The organism is Formosa sp. Hel1_31_208 (assembly GCF_900104785.1).
Classification (GTDB): Bacteria; Bacteroidota; Bacteroidia; order Flavobacteriales; family Flavobacteriaceae; genus Psychroserpens.
The window spans coordinates 2,311,429-2,337,387 of record NZ_LT629733.1 but is presented as its reverse complement, the minus strand read 5'-3'; the positions used below and the strand labels follow the sequence as shown (position 1 = coordinate 2,337,387).

Here is a 25,959-nt window from a genome sequence, read left to right as displayed (position 1 = left end):
AGGGTTATAGTATCAAAGATTGATGAATATGATGATAATGATTGCATTATATTTGTAGAACTGCAAATAGGATAGAGCAATTAGATTTTAAGATACAAATGGATATAGATATTCACGATAGTTGGAAAGAGCGATGTGTTGAAGAATTTCAAAAACCTTATTTCAAAGATTTGTTGGAATTTATTCATGAAGAATATGCTAATTATAAATGTTTTCCGCCAGTTGAAAAGGTGTTTTCAGCCTTTGACCTTTGCCCGTTTCAAGACGTTAAGGTTGTTATAATTGGTCAGGATCCTTATCATGGATCAGGCCAAGCCAATGGATTGTGTTTTTCTGTAGCGGAAGGTATCGCCCATCCGCCCTCACTTATCAATATATTTAAAGAGATAGAACATGATTTAGATATTCCTTATCCTAAATCGGGTAATCTCGAACGTTGGGCTAAACAAGGTGTATTGTTGTTAAATGCGACGCTGACAGTAAGAGCTCATCTAGCCGGTAGTCACCAAAAGAAAGGCTGGGAGCAATTTACAGATCATATAATTCAACTTATTAGTACAGAAAAGCGTGATGTAGTCTTTCTACTTTGGGGAGGTTTTGCTAAAAAGAAAATAAAATTAATAGATAGTACTAAGCACACCATATTGACATCAGGCCATCCGTCGCCTTTAAGTGCGAACAGAGGGTATTGGTTTGGCAATGGACATTTTAATAAAACAAACGCAGTTTTGCGTTCTGTAGAAAAAAAAGAAATTGATTGGTAGGTCTTAGCTCCCTGTAGGTGCTAAGTGATTTGTAGTTAGGTGTTTGGTAGGTGTAGGCGCCTTAATAGCTTCTATTTTGGTTGATTTTTTTGTAGACAATTTCTTAGTTGTTTTGTTGCAACTAAATAGTAATAACAAAAAGTTTAAAGCCACTAAAAAAGACAGTACAAGAGTAATTGTTATAATCATATTTTTTAGATTTAGTTAAGTCAGCACACTGATTTGGTGGGTTAAATGTAATTAAAATTTTGATAAATAGAAAGTTAAGCCCTTAAAAAGCTAAAATTTTGTTAATTTTTAACGCCTATTAATAAGGTCATGTTCAATACGATAACAATTAAATGGTCAAAATTCCTACCTCTATTATGTGATAATATGCACGAGTTTTTCGTAGTCTATTTTTTCTGGAATTATATCTAAACTCAATAGCTTGTCTTGAATGGTATTTATCGTTTTTTCATCAATTACATCTTGTGACCATTCTGTTAATGTCAGCCATTCTTGGACATCCTCTAATTGTTGATCATATCGATTTGCAATGGTTTGGTCGATGGAAGGAATTTGCTTAAACTCGGAAGTTGTATTGTTGATAATTTCTAGAATAGTTTTCACATCGTCCAGTTGATGCTCTAAAAAGTCCTCTCTTACTGCAATGACAAAGCAGGGCCAAGGTGTCGGACAATTTCCAATACGTCTAAATATGCCGTTGTCAACAATAGGTTTGGTTGTGAATTTTTCCCACATAAAATAATCAGCGTTCCCGTTTGATAGTCCTTCAACTGCACCATCAAGATTTCTTATAACTTCAAATTGAAGGTCTTCGTCGAGATTCCACTGGTGATTTTCTGCATTTATGTAGGCCATGAGATGTGAACCAGATCCATATCTACTAATTGCAGCTCTGGCCCCTTTAAGGTCCTCTATGGTTTGGAATTTTGAATCGCTTGCAACATGTATACCCCAAATTAACGGAGACCGCACAAAGGTTTGGACAATTTTACTTGGGTTACCATCAATGATGTCTTTAATAATGCCTTCCGTTAAAATCACAGCCATATCAATTTCACCGTCACGAAGCGCTTTATTCATGGCGCCAGTTCCTCCAAAATAGTCTTTCCATCTTAGGTTAATATCTTTAGCTTTGTATTCACCGTTCTTGAGCGTTAGATACCAAGCCAGATTAAAATGTTCTGGAACACCACCAATATTTATTTTTTTCATAGTTGCAATTCTGTAATAGCTGTTCTTAACTTCAAATGACTGTTTTTAATTTGATCACACATTAATGATGCGCTCCAAAGCATACATAATGAGATGCTCAACAGTTTTTTTTGGATCTTTACTAAAAGTACCATTTGCTCTGTTTGCAATTATCGCGTTAAGTGATAGGGCTTCGTGACCTAAAAGTTTTGATAATCCGTAAATTACCGAAGTTTCCATTTCAAAGTTGGTAATCCTGCAGTCATTATAGGAGAAAGAATCTAGTTTTGAATTGAGTGTAGCGTCCTGAAGAGGCAATCGTAAGACACGTCCTTGAGGGCCATAAAAACCACCAGCGGTTCCCGTCATTCCTTTATGAACCTGAGAACTATCAAAATACTTTTCTAAGTATTTACTATTGTTGATGACTATGGGTCTTGCTTTGTTTTTATCCCAGTTGGTATGTTTGATAAATGCATTTTCAATATCTGGATTACTAATGCCTTCAATTTGATAGAAATGTAACATTCCATTAATATCTAAGCCATGAGTACTAATCACAAATGAATCTATGGGGACATCTTTTTGTAAAGAACCGGATGTGCCAACTCTAATTATATTTAAACTGGTCAAGTCTTTTTTAGGTTGACGTGTTTTTAAGTCAATATTGACAAGTGCATCAAGTTCATTTAATACAATATCTATATTGTCTGGTCCAATACCCGTCGAAATAACAGTAATCAGTTTATCTTTGTAATAGCCTGTCTGGGTTTTAAATTCACGCTTTTGTGTACTAAACTCAATGCTATCAAAATGTTTTGTAATTTTTTCTACACGATCTTGATCACCTACAAAAATGATGGTGTCTGAAATATTCTCTGGTTTTAAATTTAAATGGTAGACACTACCATCGGGATTGAGAATTAATTCTGAGTCTCTAATTGACATGCACAGCGGTTTTAATAAGTTTATTTTCTTGTTTATCAAATTTATAGTCCAAACAACGCGCACCACCAAAATAGATTGTGTTATTCATTTCTTTCTGATAATTATGTTGATGACCTAAGGCAAGATGTCCCTTTCTATTCAGTTTTAAAATACCATCTTCCTCTCTAAAAAACAGGTCTAGTAAATTGATAACACGCTCTAATTGTAAATCGCCATAGCCATAATAGCCTTGATAATGCAGTGCGTAACCAACTAAATGATGCTTTGATTTAATGGTATTATCTTTTATCAGTTTTAAAATATTATATTCTAATGTACTAATACCACTTCGCGTATCTGGAAAACGTTTAATATGTGCTTTAAGGCAATTACTCATATATTTAAAAGATGACGGTCTGAGTATTAATGGTAAAAGTAAATTATGATCATTATCACAATAGATACGCCATATTCTTTTGGCTAGGGCAATATCATCTACGGTCAACTTGATACGTGCTTCATAATGCGATTTTAATTGCACTGGTGTAAGTTCGGGCAAACCTTTTAAACCCTTTTCGCCATCTACTCGTCCGCTACACACTAAATAAATGGGTAAATAAATGCCTTTTTGCTCCAGTAGACTAATTACGGCTACCATATTAATATGACAAAACAAATCATATTCAAACCATAAAATGATTTCAGTAAATTCTGAAATAGCATTTAGTTTTTGAAGTTCTCTATTCATTTCGGTACGACTCAACGTAATGTCGTAAAAAGCCTTAAAAAACGTCTTTCTCGTATTAAAAAATTCGTCAGAAGTGAGGTCTTCAACCGTAGGTCCAACACATAATGTTTCTTGCCATGATATGGTGTTGTCATGAGTTGCTAAACCTAATTTTAATAAATAATCGGTTAGGCTGTTTCCGTTTGTAATATGTAGAGGATTAGAACTCATTTAACCGCCTACTCGTTTTACATTGAATCCCATATCTTTCAAAATTCGCATAATTTTATCTCTATAATCACCTTGTATAATGATCTTATCATCTTTAAAACTCCCACCAACACTAAGTTTTTGTTTTAATAGTTTTGCTAGCGCTTTAAAATCTTCAGTAGCGCCAGTATAGCCCTCTAATATAGTAATTGGTTTGCCTTTACGCTTTTCATATTTACAAATAATAGGGTCGTCTTGTAACCAAAGCTTGTTCGTTTTAGTATCTTTTTCTTTGGAAATTTCCTCTGAAACATGATCAGGAAAAAGATTTTTTAATTGGTCTTGTAAATCCATATGCCTATCGCAAATGTCTTTGAGGGAAATGAGTAATTGCAAAATATCTCAACCTCGCTCAATGTTATAAATTGATTATTTTTTTAATCCGAGTTCAACTAATCGCTGATTTAAAAACTCTCCTGCTGTGATATCTTTAAATTGCTTCGGGTGGTTATTATCAATACAACTATCTAAAACGTCTAATTTCATTTCGCTTACAGGATGCATAAAGAAAGGTATAGAGTAACGTGATGTTCCCCAAAGTTCTCTTGGAGGATTAACCACACGATGAATTGTAGATTTAAGTTTGTTATTCGTATGTCTAGATAACATATCTCCCACATTAATCATTAGTTCATCTGGATCAGCAATGGCATCAATCCATTCACCTTCGTGATTCTGAACTTGCAATCCGCGTCCTTGAGCTCCCATCAACAATGTAATCAGATTGATATCGCCATGGGCAGCAGCTCTAACCGCATTTTCAGGTTCTTCTAGAATAGGAGGGTAATGAATAGGTCTTAAGATAGAATTACCATTATGTATATAATTATCGAAATAGGTCTCTTCTAAACCTAAATAAAGCGCTAAGGCACGTAATACATACTTTGCCGTTTTTTCAAGCATTTTATAGGCTTGCTTCCCTGTTATATTAAATCCAGAAAGCTCTTGGACTTCTACATTGGCTGGATATTCTTTGGCGCGTTCAGGGTCATCTTCTACATACTGACCAAAATGCCAAAATTCTTTTAAATCACCTTCTTTTTTACCTTTAGCACTTTCTTTTCCAAAGGATACGTAACCTCTTTGGCCACCTATACCTTCTATTTCATAATGCCGTTTTGTCTCCACAGGAAGACTAAAGAAATTCTTTACCTCTTTATACAGATTATCGACGAGTTCATCATCCAAAAAATGGCCCTTAAGGGCGACAAAACCAATATCTTCATAAGCTTTTCCAATTTCAGCTATAAACTTTTGCTTTCTATCAGGATCACCAGAAATAAAATCTTGAAGATTAACGCTTGGTATACTATTCATAATACAACGTGTTAGGTTTAACAACAATACTACAAAAATAAAGAAAACATTCATATAATCACAGGTCAAATACCTGCTCTAAAAATAACTAATTGAAGTTCTGTATGTCAATCAATTTTTATTTACATTTGATTTACAAACCTAATGAAGATAATAATGTTGACCTCAGCCAAGAGTATTATGACCTATGATAAGAAGAATCTAGATGATAAAACGCTCTTAAGACTTTATAAAAATATGCTTAAGCCTCGCATGATAGAGGAGAAAATGCTCATTCTTTTGCGCCAAGGAAAAATATCTAAATGGTTTTCTGGAATAGGACAAGAGGCCATAGCAGTAGGCGTAACAATGGCCCTTAATAAAGACGAATACATCTTACCAATGCACCGTAATTTAGGGGTGTTTACAACAAGAGAAATTCCACTGCACCGTTTGTTTAGTCAGTGGCAAGGAAAAGCTAACGGATTCACTAAAGGGCGTGATCGCTCATTTCACTTTGGTACGCAAGAGTATAATATAGTAGGAATGATTTCGCATTTGGGACCACAATTAGGAGTCGCAGATGGCATTGCTTTAGCAAGTCTATTAAAGAATAAAAACCAGTTAACTGCCGTCTTTACTGGAGAAGGAGGAACTAGCGAGGGAGACTTTCATGAGGCTTTAAATGTAGCCTCAGTTTGGCAATTACCTGTATTATTCTGCATTGAAAATAATGGTTATGGGTTATCAACACCAACCAGCGAGCAGTATCGTTGCAAAGATTTGGCTGATAGAGGCAAAGGCTATGGTATGGAATCTTTTATACTTGATGGTAATAATGTAGTTGAAGTCTATACTAAAATACAAAAACTGGCAGCTAGTATACGCAAGAGGCCTCGACCAATTCTTATAGAATTCAAGACGTTTAGAATGCGTGGTCATGAGGAGGCAAGTGGTACTAAATATGTACCCAAAGAGCTCTTGCAACAATGGGCAAAAAAGGATCCCATCGAGAATTTTCAGTCTTACTTAAGAGCACAAAAAATTCTTACCGAAAAGCAGGAAGTTGCGATAAAAGAAGGAATTATGCATGAAATCCATGAGCATTTGCAAATGGCTTTTGATGAAGCGCCAATTGTTGCTGATGTGGACACAGAATTGAAAGATGTCTATAAGCCTTTCGAATACAAACACATCAAACCAACATCCAAGGCTGAAGAGTTGCGACTTATTGATGCCATATCTCAGGGGCTTAAACAGTCTATGCAAAAGCACAAAGACTTGGTGATTATGGGGCAGGATGTGGCAGAATACGGAGGCGTTTTTAAAATTACTGAAGGTTTTGTAAACGCCTTCGGAAAGGAACGTGTTCGAAACACACCTATCTGCGAATCTGCTATTATAGAAACAGCTATGGGTTTATCTATCGCTGGCATAAAATCAGTAGTAGAAATGCAGTTTTCAGATTTTGTCACCTCAGGTTTTAATCCTGTAGTTAACTATTTGGCAAAATCATATTATCGTTGGAATCAACAAGCTGATGTTGTGATTCGTATGCCTTGTGGTGGTGGTGTTGCAGCAGGACCTTTTCATTCTCAAACTAATGAAGCTTGGTTCACAAAAACACCAGGATTAAAAGTAGTGTATCCGGCATTTCCATACGATGCAAAAGGATTATTAGCAACAGCTATTGATGATCCAAATCCAGTATTGTTTTTTGAACATAAAGCACTGTATCGTAGTATCCGACAAGAAGTTCCATCAGATTATTACACGCTTCCTTTAGGTCAAGCATCGGTATTAAAAGAAGGGGATCAAATAACAATAATCACCTATGGAGCAGGAGTACATTGGGCATTAGAAACTCTTGACAATAATCCTGATATTAGAGCCGATTTAATTGACTTACGTACGTTGCAACCTCTGGATACTGAAGCGATTTTTAAATCGGTTAAGAAAACCAGTCGAGCAATAATATTACAAGAAGACTCCTTATTTGGTGGTATTGCTAGTGATATTTCGTCTTTAATTATGGAACACTGTTTTGAGCAACTTGATGCTCCTGTAAAACGTGTGGCAGGGATGGAAACACCAATACCGTTTATTAATCAGTTGGAAGATCAATACATGGCTAAAGGTCGCTTCGATCAAGCATTAAAGGAATTATTGGCTTATTAATAAGACGTTATGACTAAAAAATCAAATTCAGAAAAAGCATTCAAATACGCACTAGTAACTGCTGGTTTATTTATAGTATTTATGGTCGTTAAAGCTTTGGTAGGTGCCGAGAAAATTGACATCGAAAAATATGGATATATAAGCGCATTCATTATGTTTATGGTTGTTCTATTTTCTATTATTGGATTTACTTATAACATGAAAGGTCTAAAAGAACCAAAATCAATGAAGAAAATAGTGAGTTTGGTATTGAATACCATTTTCATGGTATTGTTTTTAACAACAACAATTGCGAATATTATTGATCTTATCAAATATTCGAAGCTATATTGATTTAGCAATAGCTTCAACCTCATCTAAAACACGTAACAGATTTTCACTCCAAAGTTTAGAAATTTGGTCTTCCGTATAGCCTCGTCTTACCAATTCTAGCGTGACATTAAAGGTCTCTGAAGCATCACTCCAGCCATCAACTCCACCGCCTCCATCAAAATCACTACTGATGCCAACATGTTCTAACCCGATTTTTTCGACTAAATAATCAATATGGTCTACAAAATCTGAAACATTTACTTTTGGAGGAAACGCGGCCATTTTTATTGCTTGTTCATCAGCTATTTTGATGATTTTTTTTCTCATATCATAGTAAGCTTCTTTTTCATCATCGGGTAACTTTCTCACCTCACTCCGGTTATACCAATTTGTTCCAAGAGAATCAGCAATACGTTGTCGCAATGATTTTATAGCTTCGTTTCTCAAATTGTTTTTTTCTGTATTGATATAGGTTTGAAAAGCAACAGTTTGAACAATGCCTCTATTACTTTTAAGCCATTGCAACTGTTCATCATCTAGGTTTCTGCTGTGATCACATAAAGCTCTTGCTGAAGAATGGGAAGCTATAATTGGAGCTTTACTCAACGCAATCATCTGTTGCATGGATTCTTTTGAAGGATGCGATACATCAATCATCATACCTAATCGGTTCATTTCTTTGATCACGTCTTTTCCTAAATCACTCAGTCCATTATGTAACCATATATCATCAGCTTCGCCAGTATTGCTATCACAAAGTTGACTATGCCCATTATGACTTAAAGACATATAGCGCGCTCCAAGATTATAGAATTTCTCTACATTAGTAATATCTGTTCCAATAGGATAGCCATTTTCAATTCCAATCATGGCCACTTTTTTACCTGCTTTAGAAATACGGCGTACGTCATCAGAATTTAAAGCCAACTCTATATGTTCTGGAGCAATATCTTCTACTAATTTATGGATAGCATCAAACTTTGATATGGCATTGTCATATGCTTTTTTATAGCCTTCGGCAGTTAAGGTATCCTGTCCTGTATAGACTATAAACCAAGCAACATCCAAACCGCCTTCTTTCATTTTTGGTAAGGTTATTTGGGTATCCAGATTTTGCGTGTAATTGATTGAATCTGTAAAATTCTTCACATTAATATCGCAATGAGTATCCAAGGTAATCACGCGGTCATGGATAATTTTAGCTCGATTGAAAAGCGCAATCGAGTCATTTTTAGAGGAGGTGTCTGTAGGTGTTGACGTGTCTGTTTTACAGGAATTAAACATCATCAATAGGCAAAATAATACATAATAGGCTTTCATTACACGAGATTTTTACAGCCGTGAAGTTACAAAATCTAATTCTCTCGATATTATCTTAAATCTAAATCTTATATTTAAAAATGATTTGCATAATAAGAAATAAGTGGTTTGTAATCGCATTTATGTTTTGCCTTGTGGTTGGGTGCAAAAAAGAGACGCAACAACCTTTTGAATGGAAAACACGAGAAGTAACTGCAACGGCATATAACTCATTAGCATATCAAACAAGCTCTAATCCGCACATTACGGCTTTTGGAGACAGTCTAAAACCAGGATTAAAATACATAGCGGTATCTCGAAATTTATTACAAGAAGGATTAGGACATAATGCTTTAGTTAAAATTGAAGGGTTAGAAGGAACTTACCTCGTTAAAGATAAAATGAATAAACGTTGGCGAAACCGTATTGATATTTATATGGGAACTGATGTTAAAGCTGCAAGAACATGGGGCAGACGCAAAGTTAACATTAGTTATAGGGTGGAAGTAGACCTAGATTCTCTATCAGATTAATGCTTTATTCCAGCTTCTGAAAGCATAAATGGATAAGCTGCTCTTACCTCATTAAGCTCGTTTTTTGAAAGCTCGTCGGCAGATTTATTGAATAGCGACTTTGCATACACACTCCGCAGTTCAAAATAAGCTTTAGTGAGTTCATCTTGAACTTTAATGTAAAAATTATAAGAGGTCATTTTATCATTTGTTAGCGAAATAACAGCTGCTTTAGGATTGTCTGAAGATGTCACCAGCATCAATCCATCGCAGTAACTACAGGAACCATCACCATTATTATCTAAAAAGTCTTTGGCTATTTGTTTGAGTTCTTCAATACTTATAATTGAATTTTCTACTAATAATGCATCTTTTGAATTTACTCTTACTTCTAGAATGTTTCGTTCTTTCACATAATTTTCATTACAAATGGTATTAGGTGGGCATGGTGGAGGTAGCTTTCTACGAATGCCGTTGTCGTCCGGTATCATAGCAGTTACCAAAAAAAAGATAAGGAGTAAAAACGCAATATCGGCCATAGAACCTGCGTTGACTTGAGGGGCTTGTCGTCTTGATGTTTTCATGATGATAGTGTTTTATAATTATATCTAGTTTCATGAGGGATCAAAAACAATACCAGTTTGAAGTATGAGAGGGCTTATGTGATTATTGGTATCAAAAAAACCAACAAGCTATAGGCCTGCTGGTTTTTATGGATTGTGCATTGAATGTAAACTCAATAGCAATTTTGACTGATGATGTCTAATGTTTTAACGTTTCTAAGTCATCGTTTGTTGTATGTGATGTATCGATAATTTTTGTTAAAGCTTTCATGGTAGATTGATGTTTTGATTGATGTTTTGTTATAGATACTTATCTATAACGTCTTTTTTGATTCCAAGTATAAATCTTAGTTTCTGTTGATCTACTTGATAATTGGTTGTTGTTTAAAGTTCTCATGATGTTTAGTTTTTATTGATTGATTGATAAATTTAAATAGATATTATCTATAACGTCTTTTAGTATTCCAAGTATATGTTTTTGTTTCGGTTGATGTACTTGTTAATTGATTGCTGTTTAAAGTTCTCATAATGTTTTGATTTAAATTATTAATGATTGATGTTATACTAGATAGACGACAGAATAATAAAATTGTTACAGTACTATGCATTACAAAGTAGTAATTTAACATATTTTAACGTAATAGAGTAGGAATTACTTTTCAATTGTTTTTAACAAAATGCTTAGTTAACCTTATAAAACCTTAATTTTGTACGAATTTTTTTTTCAGAAGCTAATTAATATATGTCCGATACTCTCGAAGTTACAAATACAAAAGCCACTAAAAAACGCCTATATGACTATCAAATTGCCGATCTAAATCGCATATTTGAGGTGTTTGAGTCTGCTCCAGACAACTATAACCTGTTGTATCAATTACCAACAGGTGGCGGTAAAACTGTGATCTTTTCTGAAATCGTTAGACAGTATATCAAGAAGCATAAGAAAAAGGTGGTTATTTTAACTCACCGTATCGAGTTGTGCAAGCAAACCTCTAAAGTCTTAAATGGCTTTGGTGTTAATAATAAAATCATTAATAGTAAGGTTAAAGAATTGCCAGATCAAGACCAATATGAGTGTTTTGTAGCTATGGTAGAAACCCTTAACAATAGATTAAACGATGGAAAGCTAAACCTTGAAGATATAGGTCTAGTTATTATTGACGAAGCACATTATAACTCGTTTAGAAAATTATTTAAATTCTTTGATAACTGCTTTATCATTGGTGTTACAGCTACACCATTAAGTAGTAATATCAAATTACCAATGAAGGATAATTATAAGGAATTAATCGTTGGTGATAATATCTCGAAGCTTATTAAGAATGGATTCCTTGCTTCCGCTGAAATTTATAATTACGATGTGTCTTTAACATCCTTAAAAATTGGAATCAATGGTGATTATACCGTAAAATCTTCTGAAGCATTATACACTAATGCTTCGATGCAAGGAAAATTATTGTTTGCTTACGAAGAATTATCAAAAGGAAAGAAGACCCTAATTTTTAACAATGGAATTAATACTTCAAAAGAAGTATACTATACGTTTAAACGTGCTGGATATGATGTGAGACATTTAGATAATACCTCTAGCAGACAAGAACGAAAAGACATTTTAAAATGGTTCAAAAATACACCTGATGGTATTTTGACCTCAGTGAGTATCTTAACGACTGGGTTTGATGAACCTTCCGTTGAGGCTATTATATTAAATAGAGCTACTCGTTCTCTCACCTTATATTTCCAAATGATAGGAAGAGGATCTAGAATATACAACAATAAATCCACGTTTAAGGTTATAGATTTAGGTAATAACGCGGTGCGTTTCGGACCATGGAGTCAACCGGTAGATTGGCAGCACATTTTTAAAAATCCAGACTATTACCTTGAAAATTTGCGCAATGATGAAGACATCGAACGGGAATTTGTTTATCAAATGCCAGAGTCTTTACGTAAACGTTTTAAAAAGAACCCTAATGACGATTTTGATATCAAAGCAGAGTATAAGAAGGTGATTCGTGAAGGGAAAAAGTCAATGCAAGCCATTGAAAATAGTATTGCCCAACATTCAGCATTAGTTATTGCTAACAGCGAGGATGTGTTTGAGGCCAGAGCACTAGCGAAACTACTCCATGATGATATTTGCTATCGCATTAAACAATATTGTTATTGTATTATGAATAGTACAAAGAACTACAAAGATTGGCTTTTAGAAGAGTATACGCGCAAATTAAGACTAAGTTTTAACGGAAAGTTTTAACGTAAAATTAAAAAGTTTACGACTCAAACTTGTTACATTTGAGTTAGGTATAGTTTTTGAACTCACTAGGTCAAATAAAGTTGAGATGAAATATTATTTTGTTTTGTTCTTATGTATTGTATGTATGTCTTCTGTTTCTGCACAACCAGACACAGAGAAGAAGAACTCTATAAAAATACCTGCAGTTGAGACTAAAAAGCCTGATACAACCTCAAAAAAGTTAATTATTAAACCGAATTCTAATTTTGGACTCACAAAGACCAAAAAGAATATAGGAGGAATTCCTCTTGAAAGTAAAACAGCGATTACCAAACCAAAAAAAGAGTTTTCTATGATAGACAGCAATGGTTTGAGAAATCCAGGTGAACTATTTGAAGAACGCTACAATAAGGTCGCAACCGAAAAAGGTTTGAAAATTGAAACCATGGCAGATGTCTTTTTAGGAGATATAAGTAGCAACGGTACTTTCGTTAAAATTGTATGTCGTGATCATGAATTCCCAGATGGAGATTTAGTGCGAGTCTTGTTGAATGATCAAATTATAATTTCCAGTTTATTATTGACCTCAGGATATAAAGGTTTTGATATTGTATTAAGTCCGGGTATTAATAAAATCGACTTTTTAGCATTAAACCAAGGAGATTCCGGTCCAAATACAGCTGAGTTTCTGGTCTATGACGATGATGGCAATTTGGTGTCTTCTAAAAAATGGAATCTACTCACAGGCGTTAAGGCCACAGTTAACGTGATTAAAAGTACCTCTGAAAAGGAGGAAACCAACACAGAGAAAGAGAACTAACTATAAGTTTTGTAAATCTCTCGACAGACTATTAAATAACTTCGCTTTTGCTTTTAAATACTTATTTTGAAGATCGATAGCTTTTAATTGAGAATCGATTAAACTTTTTTCACGTGAGTTAATTAAAAAGATTGAACTTTCGCCGAATTTAAACTTGCGTTCTTCAGCACTTAATAATGTGCCATAATCGGTAACGATTTCCGATAGTAATAGATTTTGTCTCTCAAAAGATTCTAATTCGCGATATATAGCTAATACTTTATTTTGGATTGTAATTCTGGCATTGTCTATTTCAAATTGTAAATCTTGAAGTTTAAACTTAGCCAATCGCAAATCACCGCGTTCTTTGCGCAAAAATAGCGGGAAAGCAATATTGAATCCACCTTTGTATTCGGCGGTATTAAAGGATCTGGCAATATCCGCTCGTTCTGTTAAGAAATTATACTGAATATCAATTGTTGGTAATAATTTATTAGCTTTTAAACGTTTGTCTACTTCTAAACCCTCATATTTAAACCCTAAAGAACGCAGTTTAGGATGGTTTTCTAAAACAAAATCTGTAAGCGGTAGTCCTGATATTTCAAGTACGTTATCTACTGTATCTTCTAGAAATGCATCAGGAATCACATTGGGCTGTAATTCTACAGGGATGTTATCATTTAACCATAAAAATGTCGACAATTCTAATGAGGCTTTCATCAATTTGACTTTTGTCTTTTCTAAACCTAAAGCTCTGTTTTTAACTGTGATTTTAGCTTCTAATGTGTCAATAGCAGCCTTATCTCCGGCCTCTGCACTGCGCTTAATACCTTGAAAACGCATTCTAGCATTTTCTAAAAAGGATTCAAAGGTTTTAGTCTCGTTATAAGCTTGCAACCAATTAAAATAAGCTACCGATGCATCATATAAGATCTGGTTGATTAATATTTCTCTATCGGCTGCTGTTTGTTCTTTAAAAAATTTAGCTTTCTTAAGATCTGCCATACGTTCATTAATGAACAATCCTTCACCTAAGGATGCCGAAATACCAGCGCTATACAAGCCATCATCTGGGACAAATGATGCCGGATTTAAAAAATCACCTGTATTTTGTTCAAAATTTCCTTTGAGCTCGATACCGTACCATGTTGGTATTTTAAATGTTGCATTTAACTGATCGTAGTATTCGGTGGTCTTGAATTTTTTACGAATATTATCAACTTCAATTTTCGGATCAAAACCACCTCTCGCTTTCATCAGGTTCGCTTGGCCTATTTGTATAGTTAAATCAGCCTGTTTCGCAATAGGATGAAATTTCTTTACATAGCCTAAATACTCATTAAAGCTCATCACAATAGAATCTTGAGATTGCGCGGTAACTACAGACGAAACAAGAAGGAATAATATACTCAGATATTTATTCATGACAGTCGTTATTTTTTATCAGTTTTTGTGGATGCATTCCCTTCAGGTTGATAATAGTTAGGAGGGAAGCCGTTAAGTTTACGCCATAATTCAAACCAAATTGGCACATCTTCAAGCAGCGCAATAGTCATGGCACCAGAGCCAACTCTAATGGCTTCAGGCCATTCATGATCTGTCTCATCTGGTGCTAATAGGATTCTGAATTTCCCGTTTTCACTAATAAAATTCTCTATTGCTACTACCTTCGCGCCATAAGTTCCGTAAGAGATATTAGGCCATCCACTAAAAACAATTGCTGGCCAGCCGTCAAACTGAACTCGTACTTCCTCACCAATATGAACCAAGGGCAAGTCAATTGGATCTACATAAGTTTCTACGGCTAAATCATAATTTGCAGGCATAATCCCAACCAATTGTTCGCCTTCTTTAAAAGTTTCTCCAATACCTCCTTTAATCGCTTTATTTATAAATCCGTTTTGTGGTGCTCTGACATAGTACATATCATTTCGCATTTCATAACTTGTAAAATCACTTTCTAGTTTTGTTACTTGAGCCTCTGCATCAAACCCATTAGATTCAGCTGTAAACTTGTCGCTTTCGGCTTTAGAAATTTTATTCATATAATCTGCACCAATGCGATTGAGCTCAATCTTGGCATTAATTACCTCATTTTGAGAGGCCAAATATTTATTTTCTTGAGAAATTAATTTGGCTTGTTTTTCTTGAAATTTAGACCGCTTTTCTTCTAATTCGGTGAGCGATTTTAAACCTTCATCATACAATCCTTGAAAAGCACTTATTTGCCTTTGAGCAATGCTTAAATCAATTTTCACAGCTTCCAAATCAATACTATCGCTTTGGACTTTATACCGTGATTGTAATAATTTATTCTCCGCTTGTTCGAGCTTAAGTTTGCGTTCTCTCTTTAAGGCAGCAATTTGATTGTTTAAAGAGTTGACTTTAAATCCGTAAGAACTTACCGAAGCTTCTTTTGCTTTTATTTGTTGACCTGTTCTATTAACTAAATTAGGATCAAAATATTCATTCTTTATTTCAGAAATAAATAAAATGGTATCTCCTTTTTTAACTTGATCTCCTTCTCTAACAAACCATTTCTCTATACGTCCCGGAATAGGAGACTGAATGGTCTGTGGTCTTTGATCAGGTGTTAACGTAGTTACCTTTCCTCGGCTATTGATATTTTGTGTCCATGGTAAAAATAGAATGATAACTCCAGCAATTGCGAAAGCCATTAAAAATCGATTGAAATGCTTAAAATGTCTTTTGTGAAACACTTTCTCACCAGACTTATAATGCTTCAGGTCTACTTTTTTATTCAGCGGGTTATTTGAAATGTTTAACATTGTTTTACTGATTTAATTCAATTTTACCGTTTTCTAGTTTGATCACTCTCGTACATTTCGCTTTCCAATCCATATTGTAGCTCACAATAACTAATGCCCAAGGGTTGTTCTTATCTGTTAAAAAATCCATAATACGCAAGGCTTCGTGCGTTTCAAATTGCTCCAATGGGTCTTTTAGTAATAATAGTTTTGGTTTTTTAAGGATACTTCTTGCCAAAATAATTTTCTTAGATACCGTTTGTGATAGTTTTTTGCCTTCTGGATAGAGAATCGTTCTAAGTCCTTGAGGCTGTGACTTTACAAAAGCCATTAATCCTGTTTTTTCAAGAACTCTATTGATTTCCTCACTTGTAATTTGGTCATCACCAAAAGTGAGGTTTTCTCTAATCGTGCCTTCAAAAGGAGACTCCTCAGGTAATGATTGTCCGATAAGTGCTCTGTAGTCATTGAGCCTCATGCCTTTAAGGTCGATGTCATTCACGTAAATAGATCCTTTTGAGGGTTCATTAATTCCAGAGATTAGTTTTAAAAGTGTTGATTTTCCAGAACCATTTGATCCATAAATCATGATGCGATCTTTAGGCTCTATAATCATAGAAATGTCGGATAGAATTGGAGTAATTTTATCTGGAACCGAATAACATACATGTTCTAATTCTACCTTAAATTTAGAATCACCATCATGTAAACGATCACCTTCTTGTGGCTCTATGTTACGATCGACGACTTGTGCTAATTTTTCCATAGAAGTTAGGACATCGTAAAAAGACTCTAAACCCAAGATTAACTTTTCTACGGAACTAATCACCAATAATATGATGATTTCGGCAGCAACAAACTGACCAATGTTCATTTGTTGGTTTAGTACTAAAAACCCGCCAATAATTAACAAACCAGCTGTGACTAGGACTTTAAATCCAATAAGTTTTATGAACTGTTGAACTAATACTCTAAAATGGCTTTCTCTAGCATCCAGATAATTTGAGGTTAAGACATCATTCTTCTCGAGTGCTAAATTGGTTTTTCCAGAAAGTTTAAAACTTAATACCGAGCGCGCAATTTCTTGCAGCCAATGAGCAACTTTATACTTTTTTTCTGATTCACTAAGACTCGTCGTTAGCCCACGTTGTGCAGAGAATTTAAATACGACATAAACCAAAATAATAAGTAAAATTCCATAGATGATAAAAAATGGGTGATAGAAGGATAAAAGCATTAATCCGAAAACAATCTGCAAAATTGCTGCAGGGAAATCAATTAATATTTTTGATAATCCTTTTTGAACAGTAAGCGTATCAAAAAAACGATTGGCTAATTCAGGCGGATAATATTGACGTAATTCACTCATTTTTATCTTCGGAAAACGGTATGCAAATTCAAAGGAGGATCTTGTGAATATTTTTTGTTGTACGTTTTCAATAATCCGCATTTGCATTAACTGTAATATACCTACAAACGCCACACCAATAGTGACCAGAACGACTAACACAATCCAAGAGCTACTAATTTGAGCCCCTTGAATAAGGTTGATAATCGCCTGAATACCTAGCGGGAGCGACAGATTTACAACTCCGGCAAAAATGGCATAATAGAATATTTGCTTAATGTCTTTTACTTCTAATTTTAAGAGGCCAATTAAGCGCTGCCAAGAAGTTAAAATTTTAGTCATTTATTTTGGTGTTTAAAGCATTAAAAACTAAATGTTTAAAATAGTCTGAAGGTTGTGTCTTTTGATTACAGTCTGTTAAAGATTTAAAATGATCTTTTAAAAAGTGTTGGTGTAAGGCACCTTCAATAATAGTACTTGATAAACTGTGAGGAAATTTATAGTCCTTATCTACTTCAATAATCATATCGTGTAAGCGCTTGATGAGACGTTTATATATAGAGAAGTAGCCTTCTTTATTTTCAGTGTCCACCTCCTTAGTTAAATACGACTTTGAATATTCATTAATAACCACTCTATTTAACGACACTTCATCAATGTGAGCAAATGTAGAATCGCTTTCTATAGTTTTAGTCAAAATATCTACAGCTTTTTCAAGTTTAAGATTAGAATTACTCATATTGGTTGTCGAGAACACTAATTGATACTCTAACCAAGCCCAATACCAAGAGGTTAAATAGAGGAGCAGTTTGTGTTTACTATCGAAATAGCGATAAATCGAGCTTTCATTGGATCCAATTATAATTCCCAGCTTTTTAAAAGTAAAGCTTTCAAAACCAATTTCGTCAATAAGTTTGATGCTATGTTCAATAATGCGCTTGCCAAGATCGGAAGACTCCGGGTCTTTCAAATAGATTTTATCATTTATTGTAATCTTGATACTTGATAGTAAAGTATTCATATTAAATTTATTTACACGCAAATATAATAGTATTACTATCGGTTTAAATAAGTTTAACTTTTGATTAACTAAATGTTATTTGATATAGAATTTCCAAATATTACTGTTATCTTTACAATCATTTGCGCAGTGCGCAATTTATATTAATTATTAAAAACAGAGAATGGGTAGGTCGCAACAGACATTTAACAAAAGTGAAAAAGAAAAAAAACGTTTAAAGAAGCGCGAGGATAAGCGCAAAAAAATGGAATCACGTAAACTCGAAAAAGAGGAGAGTGGAGGTGCAGAAAGCATTCCGTTTGCTTACGTAGATCAGTTTGGTAATTTAACAGATACACCACCTGATCCATCAGATAAGATTAAAGTAAAAGCTAAAAACATCGTTCTAGGAGTTCCTAAGAAAGAAGATTTAGACGAGGATGAGTATGATCCAATTAGAAAAGGAAAAGTATCTTTCTATGATAATTCTAAAGGTTTTGGGTTCATTATTGATACAGAAGATCAAGAAAAATACTTTTGTCACGTGAGTGGTTTAATCGATGAGATTCAAGAAAATGATAAAGTACAATTTGAATTAGAAAAAGGGCAGCGAGGAATGAATGCGGTTCGTGTAAAACTAATTTAAGTATAAAATATATCTATCTAGAAGCAAATGTTGTTACAATGTTTGCTTTTTCTTTTTTAATAGAGCTCCCTTAGTTCTTTTACAGATCCCATATCTAAACCATTTAGCGTTATAGCTCCTATACGCACACGCACTAATCGTAGTGTTGGGAATCCTACTTGAGCCGTCATTTTGCGCACTTGTCTAAACTTACCTTCATTAATAGTGATGGATACCCAAGTGGTTTTTCCATGGCGTTCATCACGTATTTTTTTTATACGTTTAGGAAAGTTAGGAACCTTATCAAGTACAAAAGCTTCACATGGTTTTGTAGTGTAGCTTTCAGTATTATGACTAAGAATAACACCTTGTTGTAATTGTTTTACAGCCTCTTCGGTAATCTCTCCATCCACTTGAACATAATATTCTTTATCGGTGGTTGAACCTGTAATCTTATAACTCACTTTGCCATCTGTGGTCAATAGAAGTAGACCTTCAGAGTCTTTGTCTAGTCGCCCAATCGCCATCGTTCCTTCAGGAAAATCGTATAATTCTCCTAAAAACTTTTTATTGCGTTCATGTCTAGCATTACTTTGAAACTGACTTAAATAACCATAAGGCTTGAAGAGTTTGAAATGTGAATGTTCCATATTATATATCACCTTTAAGAATGCTATAAACGAGATCTTTTGTAAGCTTTTGGTCTTTAGCTTTCAAGCGTATGATATCGAAAGATATTCTGAAATCACAACCCGATTTATACCCACTGCAACCATAAGCAGTTTTGCCCTTAATAATAGTTCCTTTTTGGCATTTGGGACAGCTCATTTGTTCTGTCTGTTTCTTTTTGGAAATAGTCACACTTTTTTTCTTTTGTTCTAGTACCAGCTTAAAGTTTTTATCAAATCGCAATAAACCTTCAGTAATACCATGGTCTGAAGAAAAACCTTTGAGATTTACTGTAGATCCTTTTTGTAATAACCGTATATATTGTTTCTCGGAAATTTTCTTTTCATAGATTTTAAAAGGTAAAACGAAGTCACAGCTTTTATTATAAAGACTGCAACCATATGCCGATTTACCCTTCAATAGATGTCCTTGTTTACATTTTGGACAGGTTTCTGATGCAATTCCTTCAACTTTCTTTTGTTTCGCTTTAGCTTGTCGTTGGTTAACTATTGCAGCTTGTGAGATGTTAGCGCGTTTGGTTTCACTGCGCACTTCATATACCAATTCGTCAACCATTTGCTTCATATTGTTAATAAATCTACTAGCGCTGTATTCCCCTTTTTCAATGTCTTTCAGTTGCTTTTCCCAACGTCCAGTGAGTTCAGCAGATTTCAGCAACTCATTCTGAATAGTATCAATCAACGTAACCCCAGTAATTGTTGGAAGTATTTGCTTTTTATTACGTATAATATACTGACGTTTAAATAGTGTTTCAATTATATTGGCTCGTGTTGAAGGTCTACCAATACCGTTTTCTTTCATTAAATCACGGAGCTCATCATCATCTATTTGCTTGCCTGCTGTTTCCATAGCGCGTAAGAGAGAGGCTTCAGTAAACTGATTTGGTGGTTTCGTTTGTTTTTCAAGAAATGATGGTTCATGTGCCCCTCGTTCGCCTTTAACAAAATTTGGTAATGTATCTTTTTCAGAAGAAATAGACATTGGTGTTTTTCCAAATTTAAATACGACTTTCCAACCTTCTTTTAAGATCTCTTTGCCAGTAGTTTTAAAGTTAACATCGTCTGCCTTTCCGATAACTGTTGTATTTGATACCTCACAATCTGGATAAAACACAGCAATAAAACGTTTAACAATAATGTCGTACACCTGTTGCTGATTATATTGAAGATTTGTTTGTATTCCAGTAGGAATAATGGCATGGTGATCGGTTACTTTTTTATCATTAAATACTTTAGCCGATTTCTTGATTTTCTTTCCTAAAAGCAATTGAGTTATCGCACTATAATTGGTTAATTTTTGTAGTATACCTGATACTTTGGAGTAGATATCTGTGGGCAAAAAAGTAGTATCTACTCTTGGATAGGTCACTACTTTCATTTCATAAAGCTTCTGAACGATTTTTAAAGTATCATCAGCCGAAAATCCGAACTTTGTATTGCAATAGACTTGTAAACCCGTAAGGTCAAAGAGTTTTGGCGCATATTCTTTACCTTTCTTTTTGGTGATAGAAACCACTTCAAATTCGTGTTCTTTTACTTTATTGGCAAGAATTTCACCATCTTCCATTTTTAAAAAACGGCCTTCTTCATACGCGAAGAGTGTATCACGATATAAGGTTTGTAATTCCCAATATGGTTGTGGTGTAAAACTTTCTATCTCCTTAAATCGATTCACAACCATGGCAAGAGTTGGTGTTTGCACGCGACCTACCGAAAGCACTTGTTTATAACCTCCATGCTTTACGGTATACAGGCGCGTAGCGTTCATACCTAGAAGCCAGTCTCCTATCGCTCTTGAAAACCCTGCATAATAGAGATTATCGTAAGATTTAGCATCTTTTAAATTTTCAAAACCTTCTTTAATAGCTTCTGTAGTAAGTGATGAAATCCATAATCGCTGTACTTTACCTTTGTAATTAGCCTGATCCATAACCCAGCGTTGAATGAGCTCTCCTTCCTGACCAGCATCACCGCAGTTTATGATGAGATCAGCTTTATCAAATAGTGATTTAACGATATTGAATTGCTTTTGAATTCCTGAATTGTTTACCACCTTAGTTTTGAATTTTTCAGGAAGCATGGGTAAGTTGTTTAAATCCCAACTTTTCCAATACGGTTTGTAATCATTTGGCTCCATTAAAGTACATAAATGCCCGAAGGTATAAGTGACTGCATAGCCGTTACCCTCGAAATAGCCATCACGTTTGGTATTGGCACCAAGTACTTGAGCAATCTCTCGAGCCACACTAGGTTTTTCGGCGATACAGACCTTCATTTATAAACTTGTTTTATGATTCAAATAGGACTGCAAAATAGGAACTTGCTGCTTGTTTTTTAAATGGAATTGTATGGAGTTATTAACAACCTTACTGTAGAGGGATGTATAAAGTCATTTCCTCAAAATTAACGTCGTCTAAATGCCCCATTTTACTTTCATCTTTGGTAATGAGGTGCATGTGCATATAGGAATCATGATGAGTAAAAATCCCTTGATGTTCAGTTGAAAAGAAACCGATGATTTCCACAGGTTCATTGGTCAAAGTATAATTTATTTGTCCTTGATGCGCTTCTTGAGGTGAAGCTACTTTTGTCCCTTTTGGTAGATTTTGTACATGAATGGTTGCTTTTTTTACTTTTCCGATGAGTTTAAAAACGAATGGATGTGAGGCAGTCATTGTTTTTTTAGAAATAAAGGCTTCTAGGTCAGTAATGGTGACAATGTTATTTGGTAAGGTTAATTTTTGCCACTCTTCTACGTTGCCATATACAAAGAAAGGAGCTGACACATTGAATGTCTTATGAACTATCATTGTTGAATCGGATAACACTCTCGACACATAGGATTGTCCGTTATTTATCAATAGCTCACCGGTCAGAAAGCTCTCTGGACCAATTCCAAAAAGGCCTCTTTTATTTGTAATCGTATCTAGTTTAATTATACCCTGGAGTTCCCCTTTCCACATTACATTTTTCATAGCACCAATAATAGTGATCTTATTATCGGAGTTTTTTTGTAATGTTTTCGGTTTAGTAGTGGTATTGCAAGACACTATAGTTATAGTCAATAACGTAAATACTATTTGTTTTGTGGTCATTACATCGCGTATTTTATGCCATTATAATAAGTTTAGATATGCTGTTTTTATTCGTCCTTTTTTAGTATTTCTGTATAATTTGATTTTAAGTGTAAATCCATTTGTGGAAATGGAATAGAAATCTTGTTTTCAGCAAATTTCTGACTTATATTTCTTCTGATATCACTCTTCACTTTATTTATTCGATAGATTGTTTTACTAAAAAACAATACTTGAAAATCTAAGGATGAATTCCCGAAATTCACTAATCGCGCTTCAGTTAAATCCCTATCCAATACATCTGGATGCTCAAATGCGCTTTCTTCAAGGATTTTTATCACCAGATCTACATTGCTACCATAGGCAACACCAACATCAATTTTAAAGCGAGTTTTCTTGGTCTGGTGGCTCCAATTGATCACTTTATTAGTGGTTATTAAGGAATTTGGAATTATAATGGAAATATCATCGGTATTTAAACCTTTAGATGTTCTTAACCCAATACTTTGAATTTTCACAACGTCATGATCTATTTGTAAAACATCATCAATTTTTATAGATTTTTCTGAAAGTAGTATTAAGCCAGAGATGATATCATTAAATGTTTGCTGTAAGCCCAACCCAATTCCGACGAGTAAAGCAGCCGATCCAGCAATTAATACAGTTATTTTGATGCCAATGGTTTCTAGAATTAGGCCAATTGAAATAACCCATATAACATATTTAATGATTTGAAATAGGGCATACGTATTACCTTTGTCAAAATTTTTCAATTTAGCTTTTCTGAAAAGTGCCTTTTTGATTAACCAAATTATTAATTTAGTAATTAGAATAATTACTAAAACGGCCACTAATGTATAAACCCGTATCTTAGAATCCCCCACGGCAATAAGCTCAAATTCTAAAATTTTTTTTAATGTTTCCATATGATCCTTTTACTTGTTTCTAGCTTAATAGTGTATGGTTTAGCTTCGCCTTATTATGTTTCCTAGTTTGTTTTTTCTAAGGCTATATTTTAAAACATAATTCTGCTAGTCTTAATAGATGTCTTAGCCAATTCGAGTTGCGAGAGTTGGATATAATATAAACTTTTGATTGTTCTCAATTTATATATGTTTATTCTTTTTTTAAAAATGTATCAATTTTTGCAAAAATGTTTAATATTCCCAAAATCACACCAGTCAAAACCCCAACAAAAAACCCTTTTGCAAATGCTTTTATAACTGCATTAGAGTCGGATAACTCAATATCAAATAGTTCACTAATAATGATAAATACTGCAATTGGTAAACTCAACAAAAGTGCTCGCTTAAAATAGTAAAAATTGTTTTTTTTCATAATTTCCGTTTTTTTTAGTTACACAATCAATAACAGGAGTTCTTATAAGACAAATGACGCTGTGTGTAGGGACTAAATTAGTGAAAGAAAACGAGCTAAGGGATAATCTTTAGGATTTTCAGAGTACATATAAATGAAATAATGAACTAAAGAAGATCCAACACAATGTTATTTCAATCTTTATTCATAGAAAACGGCAATGAGCAGTATGGATTCCCTACCTTATAAAAAAAAGGAAAATACCCTATGATTTCTAATAGTGAAGTCAAGAAGCCAGAGCCGATCTCAATAGGCAAAACGCATAATATATTTAATCAAGGTGCAGACGTTGAGCCAGCGATTCAGGCGTTAGAACGCGGTGAATCGGTATTAGTTAGAGAATTTTATAATGATGGACTATCTCTTCTTCATGATTTACACAAATATCTAAAACTAAACTTACCTAATACATCTTATAAGGAGCAACACGAGTATCGTTCGGAGTACCACAGACTATCAAATTTAATTTTGTTAGAAATTGTTGATCAACAATTATGTGTAAAGAAATCTCCTAGCATTGGTTGGCTTGAGAAATTTTACCCAGAAAACAATCATTTCTTTTTGACCTTACCTCAAATACAAGGGTTGAATAGTGCCTGGCAATGGTATCAAAATGGAATTTCTATACCCGTGCTGCGCAACAAAGTACATCCTTACTACGGCACATATTTTCCAACGCGTTTTGAACATTTAGTACTTTTTGATAATTGGTTGAAGCATTATAAAGGATTAAAAAAAACAGCAATAGAAATTGGCATTGGGTGCGGTGTATTATCCTTGCAAATGATACAGCATCAATTCCAAAAGGTGTATGCAACAGATATAAATCCAAATGCCATTATTGGATTGACAGAGTTTATGGGTACAACGAAGCTTTCTCGAAAGATTGAACTGGATTTGGGACATCTCTTTGGAAAGTGGGACAATCAGACCGAATTGATTGTATTTAATCCGCCTTGGATGCCTGGAGCTCATGACTTCAGCAATATAGATGATGCTATCTATTACAATAAAACCTTATTTACAGATTTTTTTGCTGCGGCAAAAACAAGACTCTTACCAGAAGGGAAGCTTGTACTTATCTTCTCAAACTTAGCTCAAATCACCAACGTAACACAAGAACATCCTATTGAAAGAGAATTAGAAGAAGGAAACAGATTTAAATTAGAACGATGCTTTAAAAAATCTGTGAGTGCTGCTTCGAGTAAATCAAAACGAGACCAGTATTGGCGTGCTTCAGAAGAAGTTGAGCTTTGGGCACTAACTCATATTTAAAATTTTATTTTACTAATAGAGTTGCTTGATTTTTGGGATATTAATAATTGGATTTTACTTGAATTTAGAATTAGTACTTGCATTTCTATAAAATTTGAAACACATAATTTAACGACCTAGTTATTATCAAATATTTACAATTACACTTCTTATAATATTTGAACTGGTATTTGGTAAGCCGTTTTAGCTTGTTGCTTTTTATTCAGATTTATGTACTTCGAGTTCAATTTCTATCATAAATTCTGGTAGTGCCAATTCTTTAACACCAAGCCATGAACCTGTTGGAAAATGTTTGGTATAAATTGAATTTCGGTATGCTGCGTTTTCAAGAAATAATGGCATGTTAGTAGTGAAAATATTTTCTACCACCACATCATCAAATGTACAACCATAATGTGTTAATACTTTTTCTAAATCAGCATAACAATTTTTCATTTGCTCTCCTAAATCTCCTATTGCGGTTGGGTTTCCTTCATTATCCATACTGACAGCGCCTGAAATTTTTATATCATTTCCGATTTTTACGGCGTGCGAATAGCCATAAGCTTTTTCGACTTCAGGGCGTAGTAGGAAATATTCGGGTTTTTCGGTTTTAACAATGATTTCTTTTTCTACTACTTTTTCAGTTTGGTTACAACTTTGAATTGTAATAGTTAAACCGAAAAGTACTATTAAGGTCAATAGATTTGAAACGTTTGTTAATGTATTCATAATGGTTGT

25 protein-coding genes are annotated in these 25,959 nt (G+C 34.2%); 8 read left to right on the top strand and 17 right to left on the bottom strand.

What is annotated here, in order from left to right:
• The first annotated feature begins 98 nt into the window (after positions 1-98).
• Complete coding sequence (gene ung, locus BLT57_RS10535; RefSeq protein ID WP_091425547.1) at positions 99-764, top strand: uracil-DNA glycosylase; 666 nt, start codon at positions 99-101, stop codon at positions 762-764.
• A 363-nt stretch (positions 765-1,127) separates the two neighbouring features.
• Here the strand turns inward: ung and BLT57_RS10530 are convergent, their stop codons facing one another.
• From BLT57_RS10530 to BLT57_RS10510, 5 genes are all read right to left on the bottom strand, one after another.
• Entirely contained in the window at positions 1,128-1,985 is an 858-nt protein-coding gene (locus BLT57_RS10530) for a substrate-binding domain-containing protein (protein ID WP_091425546.1), read from the bottom strand.
• Positions 1,986-2,039: 54 nt separating this feature from the next.
• Entirely contained in the window at positions 2,040-2,912 is an 873-nt protein-coding gene (locus BLT57_RS10525; protein ID WP_091425544.1) for a nucleoside phosphorylase, read from the bottom strand.
• Positions 2,902-3,849, bottom strand: coding sequence for a DUF1835 domain-containing protein (locus BLT57_RS10520; RefSeq protein ID WP_091425543.1), 948 nt, complete (start codon positions 3,847-3,849; stop codon positions 2,902-2,904). The genes BLT57_RS10525 and BLT57_RS10520 overlap by 11 nt, the downstream gene beginning before the upstream one ends.
• Complete coding sequence (locus tag BLT57_RS10515) at positions 3,850-4,182, bottom strand: translation initiation factor (protein ID WP_091425542.1); 333 nt, start codon at positions 4,180-4,182, stop codon at positions 3,850-3,852. It abuts the gene before it with no gap.
• Positions 4,183-4,257: 75 nt separating this feature from the next.
• Positions 4,258-5,205: an isopenicillin N synthase family oxygenase gene (locus BLT57_RS10510; protein ID WP_091425540.1), complete on the bottom strand. Its 948-nt coding sequence runs from the start codon at positions 5,203-5,205 to the stop codon at positions 4,258-4,260.
• Positions 5,206-5,349: 144 nt separating this feature from the next.
• Here BLT57_RS10510 and BLT57_RS10505 point away from each other — a divergent pair, with 144 nt between their 5' ends.
• Together BLT57_RS10505 and BLT57_RS10500 are read left to right on the top strand one after the other, a co-directional pair.
• Positions 5,350-7,362 (top strand): thiamine pyrophosphate-dependent enzyme, encoded by a 2,013-nt coding sequence (locus BLT57_RS10505; protein WP_369825364.1) that lies wholly within the window; start codon positions 5,350-5,352, stop codon positions 7,360-7,362.
• 9 nt (positions 7,363-7,371) lie between these two features.
• A complete protein-coding gene (locus tag BLT57_RS10500; RefSeq protein WP_091425537.1) occupies positions 7,372-7,695 on the top strand; it encodes a hypothetical protein in 324 nt (107 codons plus the stop codon).
• Here BLT57_RS10500 and BLT57_RS10495 read toward each other — a convergent pair.
• A complete protein-coding gene (locus BLT57_RS10495) occupies positions 7,687-8,994 on the bottom strand; it encodes a dipeptidase (protein WP_091425535.1) in 1,308 nt (435 codons plus the stop codon). The genes BLT57_RS10500 and BLT57_RS10495 overlap by 9 nt on opposite strands.
• Positions 8,995-9,074: 80 nt before the next feature.
• On the opposite strand from BLT57_RS10495, the gene BLT57_RS10490 reads away from it, so the two are divergent.
• Positions 9,075-9,506 (top strand): 3D domain-containing protein, encoded by a 432-nt coding sequence (locus tag BLT57_RS10490; RefSeq protein ID WP_369825363.1) that lies wholly within the window; start codon positions 9,075-9,077, stop codon positions 9,504-9,506.
• On the opposite strand, the gene BLT57_RS10485 is transcribed toward BLT57_RS10490, so the two are convergent.
• Entirely contained in the window at positions 9,503-10,069 is a 567-nt protein-coding gene (locus tag BLT57_RS10485; protein WP_091425532.1) for a biopolymer transporter ExbD, read from the bottom strand. The genes BLT57_RS10490 and BLT57_RS10485 overlap by 4 nt on opposite strands.
• A 721-nt stretch (positions 10,070-10,790) precedes the next feature.
• On the opposite strand from BLT57_RS10485, the gene BLT57_RS10480 reads away from it, so the two are divergent.
• Positions 10,791-12,305, top strand: a complete 1,515-nt coding sequence (locus BLT57_RS10480) for a DEAD/DEAH box helicase (RefSeq protein WP_091425530.1) — start codon at positions 10,791-10,793, stop codon at positions 12,303-12,305.
• Between the two features lie 85 nt (positions 12,306-12,390).
• Positions 12,391-13,104 carry a hypothetical protein gene (locus BLT57_RS10475; RefSeq protein ID WP_157717175.1) on the top strand — a complete coding sequence of 238 codons (714 nt, stop codon included), beginning with the start codon at positions 12,391-12,393 and terminating at the stop codon, positions 13,102-13,104.
• Here the strand turns inward: BLT57_RS10475 and BLT57_RS10470 are convergent, their stop codons facing one another.
• Genes BLT57_RS10470 through BLT57_RS10455 form a run of 4 tightly spaced genes read right to left on the bottom strand, consistent with a single transcriptional unit; the run spans position 13,105 to position 18,220 of the window.
• Entirely contained in the window at positions 13,105-14,508 is a 1,404-nt protein-coding gene (locus BLT57_RS10470; RefSeq protein WP_091425527.1) for a TolC family protein, read from the bottom strand. It lies immediately after the preceding gene.
• A gap of 8 nt (positions 14,509-14,516) precedes the next feature.
• Entirely contained in the window at positions 14,517-15,872 is a 1,356-nt protein-coding gene (locus tag BLT57_RS10465) for an HlyD family secretion protein (protein WP_091425525.1), read from the bottom strand.
• Positions 15,873-15,876: 4 nt separating this feature from the next.
• Positions 15,877-17,541: a peptidase domain-containing ABC transporter gene (locus BLT57_RS10460; protein ID WP_091425523.1), complete on the bottom strand. Its 1,665-nt coding sequence runs from the start codon at positions 17,539-17,541 to the stop codon at positions 15,877-15,879.
• On the bottom strand, positions 17,534-18,220 hold the full coding sequence (locus BLT57_RS10455; RefSeq protein ID WP_091425521.1) for a TetR/AcrR family transcriptional regulator: 687 nt from the start codon (positions 18,218-18,220) through the stop codon (positions 17,534-17,536). Before BLT57_RS10455 ends, BLT57_RS10460 begins: the two co-directional genes overlap by 8 nt.
• Before the next feature lie 163 nt (positions 18,221-18,383).
• Between BLT57_RS10455 and BLT57_RS10450 the strand changes: the two genes are divergently transcribed.
• Positions 18,384-18,845, top strand: coding sequence for a cold-shock protein (locus tag BLT57_RS10450; protein ID WP_091425520.1), 462 nt, complete (start codon positions 18,384-18,386; stop codon positions 18,843-18,845).
• A gap of 56 nt (positions 18,846-18,901) precedes the next feature.
• Here BLT57_RS10450 and BLT57_RS10445 read toward each other — a convergent pair whose 3' ends face one another.
• The 5 genes from BLT57_RS10445 to BLT57_RS10425 form a co-directional block, all read right to left on the bottom strand.
• Positions 18,902-19,474: a pseudouridine synthase gene (locus BLT57_RS10445; RefSeq protein ID WP_091425518.1), complete on the bottom strand. Its 573-nt coding sequence runs from the start codon at positions 19,472-19,474 to the stop codon at positions 18,902-18,904.
• A gap of 1 nt (position 19,475) precedes the next feature.
• Positions 19,476-21,788, bottom strand: a complete 2,313-nt coding sequence (locus BLT57_RS10440) for a type IA DNA topoisomerase (protein WP_091425516.1) — start codon at positions 21,786-21,788, stop codon at positions 19,476-19,478.
• 91 nt (positions 21,789-21,879) lie between these two features.
• Positions 21,880-22,608, bottom strand: coding sequence for an acetolactate decarboxylase (locus BLT57_RS10435; protein ID WP_091425514.1), 729 nt, complete (start codon positions 22,606-22,608; stop codon positions 21,880-21,882).
• Positions 22,609-22,655: 47 nt separating this feature from the next.
• Positions 22,656-23,513 carry a mechanosensitive ion channel family protein gene (locus BLT57_RS10430; RefSeq protein WP_091425512.1) on the bottom strand — a complete coding sequence of 286 codons (858 nt, stop codon included), beginning with the start codon at positions 23,511-23,513 and terminating at the stop codon, positions 22,656-22,658.
• Between the two features lie 190 nt (positions 23,514-23,703).
• On the bottom strand, positions 23,704-23,925 hold the full coding sequence (locus tag BLT57_RS10425; protein WP_091425510.1) for a hypothetical protein: 222 nt from the start codon (positions 23,923-23,925) through the stop codon (positions 23,704-23,706).
• A 246-nt stretch (positions 23,926-24,171) separates the two neighbouring features.
• Between BLT57_RS10425 and BLT57_RS10420 the strand changes: the two genes are divergently transcribed.
• Complete coding sequence (locus BLT57_RS10420) at positions 24,172-25,239, top strand: methyltransferase (RefSeq protein ID WP_091425508.1); 1,068 nt, start codon at positions 24,172-24,174, stop codon at positions 25,237-25,239.
• A 198-nt stretch (positions 25,240-25,437) separates the two neighbouring features.
• Here the strand turns inward: BLT57_RS10420 and BLT57_RS10415 are convergent, their stop codons facing one another.
• Positions 25,438-25,950, bottom strand: coding sequence for a RidA family protein (locus BLT57_RS10415; RefSeq protein WP_091425506.1), 513 nt, complete (start codon positions 25,948-25,950; stop codon positions 25,438-25,440).
• Between the last annotated feature and the right edge of the window lie 9 nt (positions 25,951-25,959).

Bases quoted from the DNA above. Each gene is read 5' to 3' on its own strand.
- BLT57_RS10500 (WP_091425537.1), top strand. From the start codon at position 7,372: ATGACTAAAAAATCAAATTCAGAAAAAGCATTCAAATACGCACTAGTA.
- BLT57_RS10520 (WP_091425543.1), bottom strand. From the start codon at position 3,849: ATGAGTTCTAATCCTCTACATATTACAAACGGAAACAGCCTAACCGAT.
- BLT57_RS10480 (WP_091425530.1), top strand. From the start codon at position 10,791: ATGTCCGATACTCTCGAAGTTACAAATACAAAAGCCACTAAAAAACGC.
- BLT57_RS10525 (WP_091425544.1), bottom strand. From the start codon at position 2,912: ATGTCAATTAGAGACTCAGAATTAATTCTCAATCCCGATGGTAGTGTC.
- BLT57_RS10505 (WP_369825364.1), top strand. From the start codon at position 5,350: ATGAAGATAATAATGTTGACCTCAGCCAAGAGTATTATGACCTATGAT.
- BLT57_RS10530 (WP_091425546.1), bottom strand. From the start codon at position 1,985: ATGAAAAAAATAAATATTGGTGGTGTTCCAGAACATTTTAATCTGGCT.
- BLT57_RS10490 (WP_369825363.1), top strand. From the start codon at position 9,075: ATGATTTGCATAATAAGAAATAAGTGGTTTGTAATCGCATTTATGTTT.
- BLT57_RS10470 (WP_091425527.1), bottom strand. From the start codon at position 14,508: ATGAATAAATATCTGAGTATATTATTCCTTCTTGTTTCGTCTGTAGTT.
- ung (WP_091425547.1), top strand. From the start codon at position 99: ATGGATATAGATATTCACGATAGTTGGAAAGAGCGATGTGTTGAAGAA.
- BLT57_RS10485 (WP_091425532.1), bottom strand. From the start codon at position 10,069: ATGAAAACATCAAGACGACAAGCCCCTCAAGTCAACGCAGGTTCTATG.
- BLT57_RS10445 (WP_091425518.1), bottom strand. From the start codon at position 19,474: ATGGAACATTCACATTTCAAACTCTTCAAGCCTTATGGTTATTTAAGT.
- BLT57_RS10510 (WP_091425540.1), bottom strand. From the start codon at position 5,205: ATGAATAGTATACCAAGCGTTAATCTTCAAGATTTTATTTCTGGTGAT.
- BLT57_RS10495 (WP_091425535.1), bottom strand. From the start codon at position 8,994: ATGAAAGCCTATTATGTATTATTTTGCCTATTGATGATGTTTAATTCC.
- BLT57_RS10465 (WP_091425525.1), bottom strand. From the start codon at position 15,872: ATGTTAAACATTTCAAATAACCCGCTGAATAAAAAAGTAGACCTGAAG.
- BLT57_RS10430 (WP_091425512.1), bottom strand. From the start codon at position 23,513: ATGGAAACATTAAAAAAAATTTTAGAATTTGAGCTTATTGCCGTGGGG.
- BLT57_RS10455 (WP_091425521.1), bottom strand. From the start codon at position 18,220: ATGAATACTTTACTATCAAGTATCAAGATTACAATAAATGATAAAATC.
- BLT57_RS10460 (WP_091425523.1), bottom strand. From the start codon at position 17,541: ATGACTAAAATTTTAACTTCTTGGCAGCGCTTAATTGGCCTCTTAAAA.
- BLT57_RS10515 (WP_091425542.1), bottom strand. From the start codon at position 4,182: ATGGATTTACAAGACCAATTAAAAAATCTTTTTCCTGATCATGTTTCA.
- BLT57_RS10425 (WP_091425510.1), bottom strand. From the start codon at position 23,925: ATGAAAAAAAACAATTTTTACTATTTTAAGCGAGCACTTTTGTTGAGT.
- BLT57_RS10420 (WP_091425508.1), top strand. From the start codon at position 24,172: ATGATTTCTAATAGTGAAGTCAAGAAGCCAGAGCCGATCTCAATAGGC.
- BLT57_RS10415 (WP_091425506.1), bottom strand. From the start codon at position 25,950: ATGAATACATTAACAAACGTTTCAAATCTATTGACCTTAATAGTACTT.
- BLT57_RS10450 (WP_091425520.1), top strand. From the start codon at position 18,384: ATGGGTAGGTCGCAACAGACATTTAACAAAAGTGAAAAAGAAAAAAAA.
- BLT57_RS10435 (WP_091425514.1), bottom strand. From the start codon at position 22,608: ATGACCACAAAACAAATAGTATTTACGTTATTGACTATAACTATAGTG.
- BLT57_RS10475 (WP_157717175.1), top strand. From the start codon at position 12,391: ATGAAATATTATTTTGTTTTGTTCTTATGTATTGTATGTATGTCTTCT.
- BLT57_RS10440 (WP_091425516.1), bottom strand. From the start codon at position 21,788: ATGAAGGTCTGTATCGCCGAAAAACCTAGTGTGGCTCGAGAGATTGCT.